The organism is Anabaena azotica SJ-1, from assembly GCF_047275885.1.
Taxonomy (GTDB): Bacteria; Cyanobacteriota; Cyanobacteriia; order Cyanobacteriales; family Nostocaceae; genus Trichormus_B; species Trichormus_B azotica_A.
This window is the reverse complement of sequence record NZ_CP178454.1, coordinates 5,970,118-5,985,911: the sequence shown is the minus strand read 5'-3', so window position 1 is coordinate 5,985,911 and position 15,794 is coordinate 5,970,118. Positions and strand designations below refer to the sequence as shown.

Annotated in this window: 12 protein-coding genes and 1 tRNA gene; 6 read left to right on the top strand and 7 right to left on the bottom strand. The window is 38.5% G+C overall.

What is annotated here, in order from left to right; genetic code table 11:
* Nucleotides 1-40: 40 nt before the first annotated feature.
* Nucleotides 41-367: a gas vesicle protein gene (locus ACLLO5_RS25885; protein ID WP_413173337.1), complete on the bottom strand. Its 327-nt coding sequence runs from the start codon at nucleotides 365-367 to the stop codon at nucleotides 41-43.
* Between the two features lie 159 nt (nucleotides 368-526).
* Here ACLLO5_RS25885 and ACLLO5_RS25880 point away from each other — a divergent pair, with 159 nt between their 5' ends.
* The 3 genes from ACLLO5_RS25880 (at nucleotide 527) to ACLLO5_RS25870 (ending at nucleotide 5,053) form a co-directional block, all read left to right on the top strand.
* A complete protein-coding gene (locus ACLLO5_RS25880; RefSeq protein ID WP_413173336.1) occupies nucleotides 527-1,213 on the top strand; it encodes a GvpL/GvpF family gas vesicle protein in 687 nt (228 codons plus the stop codon).
* Between the two features lie 76 nt (nucleotides 1,214-1,289).
* Nucleotides 1,290-3,164, top strand: coding sequence for an ArsA family ATPase (locus ACLLO5_RS25875; protein ID WP_413176195.1), 1,875 nt, complete (start codon nucleotides 1,290-1,292; stop codon nucleotides 3,162-3,164).
* A gap of 47 nt (nucleotides 3,165-3,211) precedes the next feature.
* Complete coding sequence (locus ACLLO5_RS25870; RefSeq protein WP_413173335.1) at nucleotides 3,212-5,053, top strand: AAA family ATPase; 1,842 nt, start codon at nucleotides 3,212-3,214, stop codon at nucleotides 5,051-5,053.
* 260 nt (nucleotides 5,054-5,313) lie between these two features.
* Here the strand turns inward: ACLLO5_RS25870 and ACLLO5_RS25865 are convergent, their stop codons facing one another.
* Nucleotides 5,314-6,804 carry a CAP domain-containing protein gene (locus tag ACLLO5_RS25865; RefSeq protein WP_413173334.1) on the bottom strand — a complete coding sequence of 497 codons (1,491 nt, stop codon included), beginning with the start codon at nucleotides 6,802-6,804 and terminating at the stop codon, nucleotides 5,314-5,316.
* An 881-nt stretch (nucleotides 6,805-7,685) separates the two neighbouring features.
* On the opposite strand from ACLLO5_RS25865, the gene ACLLO5_RS25860 reads away from it, so the two are divergent.
* Both ACLLO5_RS25860 and ACLLO5_RS25855 read left to right on the top strand, forming a co-directional pair.
* Nucleotides 7,686-9,920 carry a GumC family protein gene (locus ACLLO5_RS25860; protein ID WP_413173333.1) on the top strand — a complete coding sequence of 745 codons (2,235 nt, stop codon included), beginning with the start codon at nucleotides 7,686-7,688 and terminating at the stop codon, nucleotides 9,918-9,920.
* A gap of 105 nt (nucleotides 9,921-10,025) precedes the next feature.
* Nucleotides 10,026-11,171, top strand: coding sequence for a SpoIID/LytB domain-containing protein (locus ACLLO5_RS25855; RefSeq protein ID WP_413173332.1), 1,146 nt, complete (start codon nucleotides 10,026-10,028; stop codon nucleotides 11,169-11,171).
* Between the two features lie 207 nt (nucleotides 11,172-11,378).
* On the opposite strand, the gene ACLLO5_RS25850 is transcribed toward ACLLO5_RS25855, so the two are convergent.
* Nucleotides 11,379-12,650, bottom strand: a complete 1,272-nt coding sequence (locus ACLLO5_RS25850) for a hypothetical protein (RefSeq protein ID WP_413173331.1) — start codon at nucleotides 12,648-12,650, stop codon at nucleotides 11,379-11,381.
* 167 nt (nucleotides 12,651-12,817) lie between these two features.
* On the opposite strand from ACLLO5_RS25850, the gene ACLLO5_RS25845 reads away from it, so the two are divergent.
* Nucleotides 12,818-13,297, top strand: coding sequence for a hypothetical protein (locus tag ACLLO5_RS25845; protein ID WP_413173330.1), 480 nt, complete (start codon nucleotides 12,818-12,820; stop codon nucleotides 13,295-13,297).
* Between the two features lie 84 nt (nucleotides 13,298-13,381).
* On the opposite strand, the gene ACLLO5_RS25840 is transcribed toward ACLLO5_RS25845, so the two are convergent.
* The 4 genes from ACLLO5_RS25840 to ACLLO5_RS25825 all read right to left on the bottom strand — a co-directional run bounded on the left by ACLLO5_RS25840 (nucleotide 13,382) and on the right by ACLLO5_RS25825 (nucleotide 15,789).
* A tRNA-Gln gene (locus ACLLO5_RS25840) sits at nucleotides 13,382-13,453 on the bottom strand.
* Nucleotides 13,454-13,920: 467 nt separating this feature from the next.
* On the bottom strand, nucleotides 13,921-14,850 hold the full coding sequence (locus ACLLO5_RS25835) for a 5'-nucleotidase, lipoprotein e(P4) family (protein ID WP_413173329.1): 930 nt from the start codon (nucleotides 14,848-14,850) through the stop codon (nucleotides 13,921-13,923).
* A gap of 174 nt (nucleotides 14,851-15,024) precedes the next feature.
* Nucleotides 15,025-15,486 carry a DUF6636 domain-containing protein gene (locus ACLLO5_RS25830; protein ID WP_413173328.1) on the bottom strand — a complete coding sequence of 154 codons (462 nt, stop codon included), beginning with the start codon at nucleotides 15,484-15,486 and terminating at the stop codon, nucleotides 15,025-15,027.
* A 111-nt stretch (nucleotides 15,487-15,597) separates the two neighbouring features.
* Nucleotides 15,598-15,789, bottom strand: a complete 192-nt coding sequence (locus ACLLO5_RS25825; RefSeq protein ID WP_413173327.1) for a hypothetical protein — start codon at nucleotides 15,787-15,789, stop codon at nucleotides 15,598-15,600.
* Nucleotides 15,790-15,794 lie beyond the last annotated feature (5 nt).

Genomic DNA, 15,794 nt, shown 5'->3' with positions numbered 1-15,794 from the left:
AATAAAAACCCGCTTTTGCGGGTTAAGAGTAAAACAAGAGTTAATATTCAATTTCAAAAGTGTTGTAAGTATGCGGTTCACTAGAGCTATTTGAGCGAACTATATTTTGAGAAATTGTTGAGTGAGTTGAATGAGGGTTACGTAATTTATGAATGGTTTTCTCTGTATCTTCTATCTGATTATTGAGAACATCCAACCGTTGTTGAAGTACAAACATTCTTTCTTTAATACCATACAACTCTCGTTGGATACGTTGCTTTTCAGTCACCATTTTATAAAGTTCTAATTGGCTGGAAGCATCAGTTTTATTTCGAGGCATTGTACTAACTTTAGCTCTAATCATACCGCGATTACGAATGTTATTCATGAAAATATACCTGAATAGTTTTTATTATTATAGCCGACTTTTTGTGATTGTAAACTACTAAATAATATGGAAATTCATTTCTTCATTATTTTGGCAAATATAAATTTTTACTAATTAATGAACGTCAAAAAAATTTTCTGTTGTATCTAGGTCAAATATATGGAATTAGAAAACTTATACACCTATGCTTTTTTAGAATCTCCTAGCTTGCCCCTGATTTTGCCCCAAGGTGCTAATAGTCAAGTAGTGCTGATTAATGGTACTCGACTGTCCGCTATTGTCGAGCCAGGGATATATTTAGAGTCATTCCAAAATAATGATGAAAAAATTATCCAGATGGCTTTATGTCATGATCGAGTTATTTGTGAACTTTTTGAGCAACTTACAGTTTTACCTGTGCGGTTCGGCACATATTTTAATTCTCAAACAAATCTACTTACTTATCTAGAATCTCATAACGAAGAACATCAAAGCAAGTTAGAAAAAATCAACGGTAAAATTGAATTTGCTTTAAAATTAATTCCCCGATCCTTAGAAGAAACAGCACTCTTAGAGGGAGATGGAGGAGGTAGAAATTACTTTTTAGCTAAAAAGCAACAATATCAAAACCAAAAAAACTTTTCTATTGCTCAATCTACAGAAAAACACAATTTGATTGATTTAATCACCAAAATTAATCAATTACCTGTAGTAATTCAAGAACAAAAGGAAGAAGTACGGATTTATCTTTTGGTTAGTTTTAAAGAAAAGATTTTACTTTTAGAGCAGTTTTTGACATGGCAAAAAGCTTGCCCCAGATGGGATTTATTTCTAGGAGATTGTCTTCCTCCTTATCACTTTATCTGATGCTTATTTATTAGTCTTTTCGTGATTTTTAATGTTTGTTAAAATTATGAACCAGTACGACTTACTTAATTTAGTTATGTTTAGTGGCAAGGGTGGAGTTGGTAAAACCACCATTTCCTGCTATTTTGCTCGTTATTGGGCAAGACGGTTTCCAGAAGAAAGAATTTTGTTACTGTCTACAGATCCAGCCCATTCTTTAGGTGATGTATTACTTTCACCAGTCACAGATGATGCTTTACCATTAGCAGATTTGCCAAATTTAAGTATTCAGGCTTTAGATGCTCAAAAACTGTTAGTAGAATTTAAAGCAAAATATAGTCGATTTTTAGAAATACTAGTTGAACGAGGAAGTTTAGCTGACGGAGAAGATTTAGCCCCAGTTTGGGATTTCAACTGGCCTGGTTTAAATGAACTGATGGGATTGTTAGAAATTCAAAGATTGCTATCAGAGAAAAGTGTCGATCGCATAGTAGTTGATATGGCTCCTTCTGGGCATACATTAAATCTGTTGCGATTGAAAGATTTCTTAGATGTAATTTTAAATTCCTTAGAATTATTTCAAAAAAAACATCAGGTAATTACAGAAACTTTTACAGGCTTTTATACCCCAGATGAAGTTGATAAATTTTTAGCTGACCTCAAATTTCAATTATCAGAAGGGAGAAAACTACTACAAGATAATCAATTTACTGGTTGTTTAGTTGTGGCTGTTTCTGAACCTATGTGTTTGGCGGAAACTGAGCGTTTTTTAGCAGATTTAAAAACCTTAAATGTTCCTTATGCAGGAATATTAATTAATCGAATTTTGACAGATGTTAATATAGAACTAGACCGCTATGCAGAACAGCAAAATTATCTCCAAAAATTCTTAGAACTTTCCCCAAATCAACCTGTTTTTATTGTTCCAGAACAGCCATTAGCCCCATTAGGAACTTTAGCATTAGATAAACTAGCTGCACAAATTAAAAAAATTGATCATGTTGAACTTGCATCTCCTCCAGCAGTTAAATGGCCAACTAAAATACTGCCTAGCTTTGGTGATTTTTTAGCTGAAGGATGTCAACTAATTATTGTAGGAGGTAAGGGAGGAGTCGGTAAAACAACTGTATCAGCAGCAATGGGTTGGGCTTTTGCTAATCATTATCCTCATCAAAAAATCCGCGTTATTTCCATAGATCCTGCCCATTCTTTGGGAGATGCTTTTGGACAAAAATTAGGACATGAGCCAAAATTATTAACAACTAATTTAAGTGGGCAAGAAATTGATGCTGACAAAATGTTAGATCAATTTCGTGCTGATTATCTTTGGGAATTAGCAGATATGATTAGTGGAGAAATAACAGCCACAGAAACATCTGTAAATATTGCTTATCTTCCAGATGCTTGGAAACAGATTATGTCTCAAGCTTTACCAGGAATTGATGAAATGTTATCCTTAATTACCATTATAAATTTATTGGAAACTAATGAGCAGGATTTAATTATTTTAGATACTGCTCCTACAGGTCATTTGCTACAATTCTTAGCAATGCCTTCAGCTTTAGGAGATTGGTTATCTTGGATATTTAAGCTGTGGATGAAATATCAAGATGTTTTGGGTCGAGTTGATTTCATCGGGCGTTTACGGCATCTGCGCCAACAAGTTATTCAAGCTCAAAAGAAATTAAAAGACCCCAATCATACCCAATTTGTAGGTGTAATTCAGGCAGAATCAGCGATTATAGCTGAACATATCCGCTTAACAGAATCTCTCAAAAATATGGGAATTCAACAACGTTATGTGGTGCAAAATCGCTACAGTCAAGAGTTAGAAGTCAATCACAGCTTATTTCCCGAACAAAAAATTATTCACCTACCTCAATTACCCAGGTCGGTAGAACCAATTGACAGGATTAAATGTGCCTCTGACCTTTTATTTGCATTTGAAAAAATAACGTCAATTTGCAGATAAAGATGTCCGTAAAAATATTTTTGTAAATTCATGTTGGGAGGATTATTATGAGTGATTTATTCAAGGGGTTTGAGCAGTTCCTAGAATTGGTCAAAACGTTAGAAGAAAAAATTGAAAGTGGTGAAGTTAAGACTGATGTGCAGTTTAACTCACGCTCGGTAAGCAGTATTCCTAGAACAGGGAATATTCCCCGTTCCAGTCAGAAAACTAGTGATGTTGGTACTAGTCGTATCCGCACTCCTGCCTCTCCTACTTCTCCTACTTCTCCTGCTGCTGGTTCATCCGAACCGATCGCACCACCTGATCCTTCAGGGATGACTCTCAAAGATATCGGCGGAATGAGTGAAGTTCTTAAAGAACTTAAAGAACTGATTGCTATTCCCTTAAAACGCCCTGACCTCCTGCTTAAATTGGGGCTAGAACCCACACATGGCGTGCTGTTGGTGGGTCCTCCGGGAACTGGTAAAACCCTTACTGCCCGCGCCCTAGCAGAAGAATTGGGGGTTAACTACATTGCCCTAGTTGGACCAGAAGTAATTAGCAAATATTATGGTGAAGCGGAACAAAAACTGCGAGGTATCTTTGAAAAAGCTGCCAAAAATGCGCCCTGTATTATCTTTATTGATGAAATTGATAGCCTCGCACCAGACCGTAGTGCTGTGGAAGGAGAAGTTGAAAAGCGTCTAGTTGCCCAATTATTGGGTCTGATGGATGGTTTTTCCCATGACCAAGGTGTGATTGTTCTAGCAGCTACTAACCGTCCTGACCATCTTGATCCTGCCTTACGTCGTCCTGGACGATTTGACCGGGAAGTTCAGTTTCGGGTTCCAGACAGCAATGGCCGCAAAGAAATTCTGCAAGTGCTAACCCGTGCTATGCCTTTGGATGATACGGTAAATTTGGAGTTTATTAGCGATCGCACTGTCGGATTTGTGGGGGCTGACTTAAAAGCCGTATGTCAAAAAGCCGCTTACGCAGCCTTGCGTCGTCAGGTTAGTTCTGTAGAAGCGCAAATTCCCGAAACCATGACGATCAATCAATCGGATTTTTTGCAAGCACTCAAAGAAATCAAACCTGCGGTACTTCGTAGCATGGAAGTTGAAGTCCCCCATGTCGCATGGGAAGATATTGGTGGCTTAGAAACGATTAAGCGAACCTTGCGGGAATCAGTAGAAGGAGCGTTACTTTATCCAGAACTTTACCTCCAAACTAAAGCCGTAGCGCCCAGAGGTATCTTACTTTGGGGTCCTCCCGGAACTGGCAAAACATTATTAGCAAAGGCTGTGGCTTCCCAAGCTAGAGCTAATTTTGTTGGTGTTAACGGACCAGAGTTACTTACCCGTTGGGTAGGATCTAGCGAACAAGCGGTACGAGAATTATTTGCTAAAGCCCGGCAAGCAGATCCCTGTGTAATCTTTATTGATGAAATTGATACATTAGCCCCAGCACGGGGGACTTACAGTGGTGATTCTGGAGTCAGTAACCGGGTAGTAGGGCAATTACTCACCGAGTTGGATGGTTTAGAATCTGGCACAAATATTTTAGTGATTGGGGCTACAAATCGTCCTGATGCACTTGACCCAGCTTTATTACGCGCAGGACGCTTAGACTTACAACTGAAGGTAGATTTACCAAACCTAGCTAGTCGGCTAGAAATTTTACAAGTCTACACTGAAGGCAGACCACTATTGGATGTAAATTTAGAATATTGGGCTGAAGCAACAGAAGGCTGGAACGGCGCGGATTTGGTGCTACTTTGCAATCAAGCCGCTGTAGAAGCAATTCGCCGTTTTAGAGCGCAAGGGGAAACAGACCCGGCTGCTATCAGGATTACTCTTAATGATTTCCAATATTCTTATCAAATTTTGATGCAGCAACGAACGGTTTAGGATTGGGGAGATGGGGGAGCAGGGGAGATGGGGAGCAGGGGGAAATATTTTCTTCTTATCCTCCTGCCTTCTGCCTCCTGCCTCCTGCCTTCTGCCTTCTGCCTCCTGACAACTATTTTGCCACTAAAGCTATATAATAATGATTATCATTTTATATATGCACTATGTCACCTGGGAATTCAAATACTTTAATGCTGATGTAGAGACATTTCACGAAACATCTATGCAATCTGGTGTCTCAAAATTCCCAGAAACTACACTCAGGTGGTTGTAAAGTTACCAATTCCCAAAGTGCCGGTTAATCCTGTTACCTCAATAATGGCATCCGTATTGGCATTAAACCCGGATGTAGCGTCATTAATAGCGACAAAGGTACGGCTACCAAAGGTAAATCGAGCAGCAAAGTTAGCAGCAAAATTAGCGGTGGTTAATTTGGCGGTAATGCTGTTTGTATCAAGTGTTGCTATAGTTCCTACGTTATTGAATCCAGTGCGGGCTGTAGAAACTAGGAATAAGTCATTACCAGTATTAGCGTTGAAGTCAGTAATAATATCAAATTGACTGAAGACTGAATCAGCTAACTTGCGGTAGTCAAAACGATCTACTCCTAGTCCACCAGTGAGGGTATCTTTTCCTGTTCCCCCAGTTAATCTGTCATTACCACTTCCACCATTGAGTATGTTGTTAGCTGTGTTACCAATGATGACGTTATTGCCAGTGTTACCAGTACCGTTAATTGTGGCTGTTCCTGTCAGGGTGAGGTTTTCGATGTTAGCTAGGGCTGCAATACTAAATGTGACACTGGATTGAATTGTATCTGTTCCTTGCCCGGAAAGTTCGGTAATAGTGTCGGTGGTGGTATCGACAATATAGATATCATTGCCTAAGCCACCAATTAAGGTATCAATACCTGCACTACCATTGAGGGTGTCATTACCACCTCCACCATTGAGTATGTTGTTGCTAGTGTTACCAATGATGACGTTATTGCCAGTGTTACCAGTACCGTTAATTGCGGCTGTTCCTGTCAGGGTGAGGTTTTCGATGTTAGCTAGGGCTGCAATACTAAATGTGACACTGGATTGAATTGTATCTGTGCCTTGTCCGGAAAGTTCGGTAATAGTGTCGGTGGTGGTATCGACAATATAGATATCATTGCCTAAGCCACCAATTAAGGTATCAATACCTGCACCACCATTGAGGGTGTCATTACCATCGTTACCATTCAGAGTTTCATTATTTGCTGTGCCATTGAGGATGTCATTGCCAGCAGTACCGTTGATGATCAAGTTGACTGAATCTGTTTGAGCTATATAGGTTCCTGGGCTTGGATCTCCAGCACCAAACTTTTGAACCCAATAGTGATTATAATTTGTTGTTCCCGTGTCATTGGCTAGATATGTGTATCCCAGCCCCATGTGAGTAAAATTGGCATTTAAAATATTGGCGCGATGGCCTGCACTGTTCATCCAACCTTGAACTACTAGTTCTGGTGTTGCGTACCCAGCGGCTATATTCTCCCCTGCCCAGGTATAGTTATAGCCTTCTGCTTTCATTCTTGTAAAAGGGGTTGAGCCATTTGGATCGTTATGACTAAAAAAGTCTCCAGTGGCCATGCGATCGCTATATTTATCGGCTGCCTGATCTAATTCTTGAGATAAGGTAAGAGCTAAGAGACCATTTTGCGATCGCTGTTGATTAACAAGTTCAAGAACTCTCTGATCAAACTGGTCTTGCTGTAATATGCCCATTATATCTCTCTTTTGGTTAATATACTTATATATCCTTGTCTATTTTAAAACATAAAAATATTTTTTACCAACTGTGCTGTTGTCATATTTTTTTTAAGTATAACAGCAGGAAAAAATCTCCCATATACTTCTTCGTAATATGCTCTACGAAAGTTCCTCAACAGCATTTAACAGAGCAATTTAGGCACTGACTAGTAATGCAATGCAAAAGTCAGAAATATTATATAGTAGGCTTTTAGCCTATTTTTAATAGTATATCTATTTACGCCATACTGTTCTAGTACATTCATGCTCTAATCAAAGAGACTCTATCCAACATTGTACTTACGAAAGTAATTAATAATACTTCGCAATTTTAAATTTTTACTTAATCATACCAATTTATCATCTATATTAAATCAGTAAATATACTATAAATTTGCTGTAATGTGGATTTGATTACCAGCATCCATCAGTTAATCAAGAAAATAAATACAGATTTGATAATTAACTAATTTCTCAAACATTCTAACTCCTGAATTCTCGCCATCTGATTTTAATTATGGGATTCCCCACACCCTACACCCCCTTCATTCGTGCGTAAGTCCTAACAGGTAACAAAATTGATTCCTAACTGAACCTTAATATATTCCTTTTTTATCCTTCATTAAATATTTAAAATTCTAATGAATAAATTTATTATCATAGTGCTGACCGAGCATATATCTGGATGAATTAATTATGGAATAGCTGCTTCAAGATACATTCTATCCAGTAGTTATATCATCCTGGCAAGAATAATTATTGGTGATGAAAGAGATAAATGTGCGTATAAATTATCTCCTAATTTGTCTTGTCATCATCTTCCAGATATATTGTTTTGATAGTAGAGGATTTTTATAGTGGCTACAACTGGTCTAAATCGGAAACAACTGGTTACTACCTCTCAACAAAGGGTGTTTAATATTAGACAAATATCTACAATTTTGTTTTATCGACGCTTTTTAATTTTGGGTGTTTCCTGTGTAGTAATGACAGCAACAAGTCTTTTAGCTGTTATCACTAAACCCATGTACCAAAGTTCTATGCAAATCATGGTCAGTGGGGATATGGATCAAGAGTTAATCCCCAAGAATCTCCAGACAAATGTTAAAGGCGAGTTAATCAAGCCTCATTTATCGTCTGGAGAATATGCTCATCAGATGAAAATTATGATGAGTTCTAAACTCATGCAAAAGACTGTTGATTTATTACGTTCTGATTATCCCAATTTAAAAATAGAAGATATAAAAGGTAGAATTGATGCTAGTGAAACGGCATCTTTGCAAATAATTCCAGATGAAAAGATATCAAATTCTGATCAAGTTTATAATCAAGTATTTGTAATTTCTTTTAAAGATCCTAATCCATTAAAAACTAAAAGAGTATTACAAGCCTTACAGAAAGTTTATCAAGACTACAATTTTGAGCAAAAAAATCAGCGTGTCAATCAAGGTTTATCTTTCGTTAATAATAGATTACCTAAATTGCAACAAGAGGCACTAGCTGGAGAACAGAAATTAGAATTATTTCGCAAGAAACACAATTTAATTGATCCTTTAGTTCAAAGTAAAATATTATTACAATCTCTAGCTGATATCCAAAAAGAACGACAAACTATTCGCACACAGATTGCAGATGTGCAGAGTCGCTATAGGAGTTTAGAGGAAAGTTTAGCATCTTCTAATCAGGATGCAAATTTGGCTGCTAGTTTGAGTCGTTCCAGTAGCTATCAAGCCTTGGTTGATGAGATTAGAAAAACAGAAATAACTTTAGCCGAAGAACGTCTGCGTTATACTGAAGATTCGCCAATCATAGTTAGACTGAAGCAAAAACGCCAAGTACAAATGGCATTGTTACAGACAGAATTGAAAACACAAGATATTAATACTAACACTATAAACAAAAAAGTTTCAGAAGTCGATACTAAGTTAAGTAATGAGTTAAAGCAGTTAGAAAAAATTACGAATGGGCTAATTGCTAATGAAAATAATTTGGCTAAATCTGAGCAACAAATTCGCACCCAGTTAAATACTTATCCTCAAATAATATCTGAGTATAATCGGTTGTTATCAGATGTAACAGTTCAACGAAAGACACTTGAGCAACTGCTTCAGTTACAACAATCATTAGGATTAAAAATTGCTCAGGGAGGATTTGATTGGCAAATCTTAGAAGAACCAGACCTGGGAATTTATATTGGTAATAAAAAATGGTTGTTGATCATGGGAGGATTTTTAACTGGCCCTATTTTAGGTGTGATTTTTGCCTTGATTTGGGAAATGTTTAATAAGGCAATTTTTTCACCGTTGGATTTACAGAAGCTGACGAATCTGAGATTACTGGGTTCTGTACCAAAACTGGGTAAACCTAGTTTAAAAACTAGATTGAAGAAAATCTTAAGATATAAACAACAAAGCTCAGTACCTTCAATATCAGAAACGAAAACTAAATTATCCAGTCATGAAACTCTGGATATGATTTATCAAAATCTGCAAATCTTCAAGAATTCCTTACCTTTTAAGTCTTTGATGTTGACCTCTGCATTACCAGGGGAGGGAAAAACCACTTTAGCCTTGGGTTTGGGAGCTAGTGCAGCGCAGATGCACCAACGGGTTTTAGTTATTGATGCTAATTTGCGATCGCCTAGTTTACACAAAATCCTGGAAATCTCCAACGATTGGGGTTTATCGCTGTTATTACTGGACGACATCAAGACACAATTTCACAATTATATCCAACCTATTCACCCGTCAATTGATATTTTGACCGCCGGACCAACACCAGATGATGTAGTCAATCTGCTGACTTCCGGACGGATGAAAGAATTAATTGAGTCCTTTGAAAAAATCTATGACCTGGTTTTGATCGATGCTTCTTCGGTTTTAGATAACGTTGATGCGAGAATTATCGCCTCTGTGTGTAATGGCATTGTCATAGTAGGACGTATTGGGCAGTTAACACCACAGGAACTCATGGAAGCAACAGAAATTTTGAGCCAGTTGAATTTAATTGGTATTGTTGCCAACGAAGTCAATAATTCGCCAAAAGTTACCAAAACTTCAAAACGTTCTGAAAAAGTTAAATTGGCTGATTAAAATACCATAAGTCTAATCAAACTGCATAATAAATAGAAGTGGCAATCTCCTCAGTAGGAGAAATGCCTGATTAAACTTGTAGAGGCTTGTGATTGAACTATCAGCATGAAAATCCAACTTTATTTAGGCGCTTTATTTTCCCGAATTCAAGGAAGACATTGGTGGATAGGTATCCTCTTGTGGTTTGCTTTAGTTGCTCCTGCTCAAGCATCTGTCATCCTGCGCGTGGCAATTGAAAGGGGAGTAAATCAGGTCAAAGTTGGTGCTTCCACGACTGCAATAGTCAAAGATAGTGCTGGCCGTTCTCTTGGACAACTACCGGGAATGAGTGCCTATGCTGCTCAAGCTGTTCCTGGGGGAGTTGCATTAGATAAATGGCAATCTGGTTTATTTTGGATTGAACCAACCGGCAAAGGATTTGTTTATATAGGCGATCGCTGGTTTCGTGGTAGAACTTTAGTTATCCCCACCGAAAAAGGCTTAACTGCAGTCAACTGGGTAGATTTAGAAGAATATCTCTACAGTGTCATCGGTGGAGAAATGAACTCTAGCTGGCCACAAGAAGCCTTAAAAGCCCAAGCTATAGCTGCCCGTACCTATGCCCTCTATGAGCGAGAAAAACAGCGCAACAATCCCGTCTATGACTTAGGAGATAGCCCCGACCGTTGGCAAATTTACAAAGGTGTCAGCAGCGAATCACGCAACACCTACGCAGCAGTAGACAACACTGCGGGGAAAGTCCTCACCTATAACAACAAAATTATTCTCTCAGTCTTTCATGCCTGTTCTGGTGGTCACACAGAAAACGTAGAAGACGTTTGGGGAAATACCCTCCCTTATCTACGTGCAGTCCAAGACTTTGATCAAAACGTCAAAGAATGTAACTGGGTAAAAACCTTCTCCCCAGGAGAAATCAGCAGCAGAATTTCCGGTATAGGCAATATTAAAGATATGATTGCCGAATCCTTCTCACCCTTCCGCAGCGTTAAAACCTTAAAAATAGTCGGTGATCAAGGTACAAAAGTTCTCCAAGGAGAAGAAGTACGTACTGCACTCAAGCTCAAAAGCACCCGTTTTAGCGTTAGTAAAGACGCAAACGGCAATTTTATCCTCCAAGGATTAGGCTTTGGACATGGTTTAGGAATGAGCCAGTGGGGAGCATATAACTTAGCTCAACGCGGAGTCAGCTACCTACAAATTTTAGGACACTATTACAAAGGTGTCGCCTTAACTCCAATTCAAGCTAAGTAGTCAGGAGTTCAGGAGTTCAGGAGTCAGGAGTCAGGAGTCAGGAGTTCAGGAGTTCAGGAGTTCAGGAGTTCAGGAGTTCAGGAGTTCAGGAGTTCAGGAGTCAGGAGTCAGGAGTCAGGAGTTCAGAAGAATAAGAAGAAATTTTCCCTCTGCCCCTCTGCTCCCCTGCCCCTCTGCCCCTCTGCCCCCCTGCTCCCCATCTCCCTATCACTTCCCTTCATCTAACCGATTTTGCTTTTTCACTTGCTTAAATTCCTGTTCCAGTAAATCTGTGTCACTAGAATAAATTAAATCTTCTTTCCCAATCACTTTCTCCGTTGCAAACTGACTAGCAAAAACCATCTTCTGTTGTAAAGAATCATCCGCATTTGCTAAAAATCTGGCTCTTTCCAAACGTTCACGATTACGACTAGCAAGTTTACCATTACGCCATTGAATCCAAAAATAACGTACTAAAGGTATACCCAAAAAACCAATACCATAAGCTAACAGCAACCAATAAATGCCTTGCACAAAACCAACCAGTCCCCCTATTTTTGCTGCGGCTGTACCACCACTCAATAAACTACCTAATATTAAAGCTGCCACCAAATTCACAGCACCCAAACCAGCACTGAGCATAATTTGTCCAGAACTAGCCTCACTAAAACGCCAGGGCAGTTCCTCCAAATATGGCGCTATAGACTGACGTTGCTTTTTACTAGCTTTCACCTGCAATTCAGGAAAATAATAAACAATTTGCCCATCAGGACTTACCTGGGGTATACCATTAAATCGCACCAGCACAGGCAACATATAATCTTCATATTCTTGCTGATATTTTTCACCCAAATTATCTAAATAGGGCGCAATTTGTTCTGCTACCACTGCTCCTTGATTATTTCTAATTACAGTCCCAATTTCTTGCCAGCGCCGTTCTTCTAAGTTAGCGTTAGGATTACCATCACCAAACAAAAACGAAAACACCGCCTCAAAAAAATTGAATTTGCTATCTTCCCTTCTTTCTCTTCGGCGTTCCTGATTACCATAATCAGGGCTAAAATACCAAAATAAATCGGGGAAAAAGAAGAAATTGAAGCCACTAGAACTACTGCTTCTATTATCTCCATCTCGGTCTGAGTTAGCAGCAGTAATAATAATGATGATAGTAACAGTAATCAGCGCAATAGAAGCAACTAACAAAACACCAAAGGAAATGCGTATTAGGTAAAATAGCACTCCCCAAATCTTCTTCCACCATTCCTGCAACCGCAATTGCAAGTATTTATTACGCAAAATATTTCTAAAATTTTGCGGAAATTGATAAACAATATCACCGGATTCTGCTACCTGCAAATGTCCACCAGCATCAGACGCTAGAGCTAATAAACCTTGATTAGCTTCACCTACATTTAAGCCAGCTTGGGTTGCCACATCACCAACAGTAACACGGTAGCCCAATTGTTCCACAGATCGCATAATGGCGGGATTGGGAGTCATAGCTCTCCTCTCCTGTTGTATTTTAAAGTCCTTTTATTAGTATAAAGTTTGAGATTAGCCAAAGACGGATAACACAAACTCTTGAGTAAATGATATGGTCATTAATGAAACAAAACACTTGATGTGTTTAGCCCAGGCTTGGTAAACCAGCAAATTTTTCTCCCACTATGGTTCAATATACTCTCGCTCAAAGCCCAGAAATTATCTTGACAGTTTCTGGTAAAGACTCCGCTAAAGCCCGTGAAAAAGCAATGGATCAGTTGATGGAACTGATGGAAACTGGTAAGCTACCCACAGAACTAGAGGAAGGATTTGGACCCCAACAGTTAATTGAGGTTAAGGAACAAACTATTGATAATACTAGCGGTGAGGATGCCATTACTCAAGCCGTTCAGGTTCTCAGCAATTTGGCCACACTAAAATTGAAAGTGCAGGAAACACGGACTGAAGCTTTGGAAATTCGCAAAGCCGTTGATGTTCTATTCTCAGATAATTCTGTGACTGAAGAAGAAATTACCCGACTCAAGGAAGGTTTTAAGGTTCTGAAGAACTTTGCTCAAGCTAATCTCCGTTATCAAGAAGCAAAAATGAAAGCGGAACAAGCTAGACAGGTCTTAGACCAGGCTCTCAAATCACCAGAAAAGTAACAAGAAAGAAATCTTCAACTCTGACCACACAGACGAAATTAAAAAACTAAAAAGGGCAGACTTAAAAATCTACCCTTCATAATGCTGGGGCGCTAGGATTCGAACCTAGGGATGGCGGGACCAAAACCCGCTGCCTTACCACTTGGCTACGCCCCAATGACTAAGCTTTAAATAATATAGCAGTTAACCTATGGTTTTTGTCAAGTGTTTTTTCAAAAAATATTTTGATTTGTAAAGAGGTTGGTATAAATCCCCGAATTTTCTGAAAAGTTGGAGATTTGGCACAAAAAAAAGAGGGAAGGTTTCTATTCCTTCCCTCGGCTTGTTGTTCTTGCTTTTTTGATTGTTTTCTGGCTTTTGTGCTTCTTTGAGTTTGTTTCTCAACATCTGCCTTTGTTTCTTCAGTTGTCTTTTTCTGGCTGAACCGCCCCGACCTTTGTTGTTTCTCCCTTCTTTGCGGGGAGATTCCCATCTTTTTAAGCGCATGGTATTTTTAGGTATAAAATACTGTCTGACTTTAAATATAGCTGATGATTATGTGAATGTCAACCAGCCGTAAGAATCTGGTGGGTATGGGTGCGATCGCTCTTTTTTCCTCAAGAATTTGGTGAAAGCATAATTAATTACTGAGACAACCAACGAGTTAAAGATTCATTGCGTTGTTGATTTCTTTCTGCTGGAGTCATATTAAAAGCACTTTGTTTATTAAATGCCTTGGGGTTATACATTCCTATTTCCCAGTTTCCATACATAGGATTAGGTATAGCAATATAAGCAGGTTGAATTACCCCTTTATTGGTGGCATTCAATATACCGTACAAATTACGATTCTTGTCTACAAAGTCACGCCGTTGTTGGTTATTATTACCTGCTGTTTCATCAAAGTCATTGAGGTTATCCCCAATCAATGCGACTATTGTATATTTGGTTTTATCAGCAATGCCATTTTGAATAGCGTCTATTCGCCATTGTTTAGAATTATCTTCTTTACCATTAATTGTTTTGGTAAACTCCCCTTTGAGTAATACTGTATTTTCATTAGCTTCTGTAAACCCCACTGCTTTTAAGTTATTGATAGTCGATGTTTCCAAATCATTGAGTTTAGAAGTTTTAACGCTCTTGGCATTACGATTAGAAATAAAGAATACTTGACCCCCATTTTTATTAACATAATTTACAAACTCAACTGCTCCTGGTACGGCTTTGGCTTTTTCGGCTTTAATCCATTGGTTCCAAGTAGTAGTTTCATAACCTTTATTACTATCTAATAACCCAGCTTGATAGGGGCTATTATCAAGAACTGTCTCGTCAATATCAACAATAATAGCTGGCCGGGCTATTTTTTTGGATTTGGCTGTATCAAAAGTGAGTTTAGCTAGATTGAATGCCTGATAAGTTAAAGCCCTGTATTCTCCAGATTGTTGCACCCAATTAACTGCTAACATCCCCTGTTGATTTAGTTGTTTAGTGGTAATTTCTGCTGTATCTTGCTGTAATTGTGATACAAGTAATGCTGGCACTAATGCAGTAACGGTAAATGGTAATTTATACATTGGTGGCTACGGTGTTTTTAAGTTATATTTGGTTTGAGGATTTTTTCTGCGATCGCTCGATTTCCCCTGAACTTTATTTCCCCTAAGCATTGGCTGCTAATTCTTCAATTCATGAACTGATGATGCTAGGTATATCATGGGGTGGTGTGGAATTAGCATAATGAAACAGCTACACTAAGGTTGTGATAATCCAAATACCCGCCATTTTTCTCGATTAAGGAAGAAACCAATACCAATAGTATTAGTACAAGTTAGTCCAGTTTTTTGAGAAACACATTTAAACCCGCCATAATTCCAGGTTTGACCATAACCAAGGACAGATTTATTAGGGTCAGCAATGGTATCACTGATACAAAGAATTTCTGGTTTACTCTGACCAGGTAACATCAAACCACGTCCCCAATCAAATTCACAATATCCAGGGTAAGGTTGAGGCGGTTGGGGTTTGAGTGAACTAGCAATTTCACAGCGTAAAGTGTTGGTATTAACATCTTCACCTTCCATTAACTCACAGAAAATATTACCACTGGGGGTCTTAAATCCTTTCGGTGCAGCAATACTTACCTGTGGTATTGATAAACTTATTATTGTAACTATAACCGCTGAAACACTTATTTTATTAAGTTGTTTATACATATTCACCACTTAGTCATTAATCTTATATTTTACTGGTTAATAAATAAAATTGTCAGGCGATAGCTTCGCTCGCCGTAGGCATCGCACCCATTACTCCCCATCGCCTAAGAATCAATGACCCTGATCAATCCATTCTCTTCCTGCCTTCTCTGCGGCTTCTGGGGTGTAGTAAATTTTGCGCTTACCAAATACCTCACCACCAGGACTAATTAAACGGAACTGCCAGCAATCGGATTCAAAGTAGAATACCAATAGGATAAGATCATTTATACTAATAAGTAAATGCACTTTGGTAGTAGACATATTGC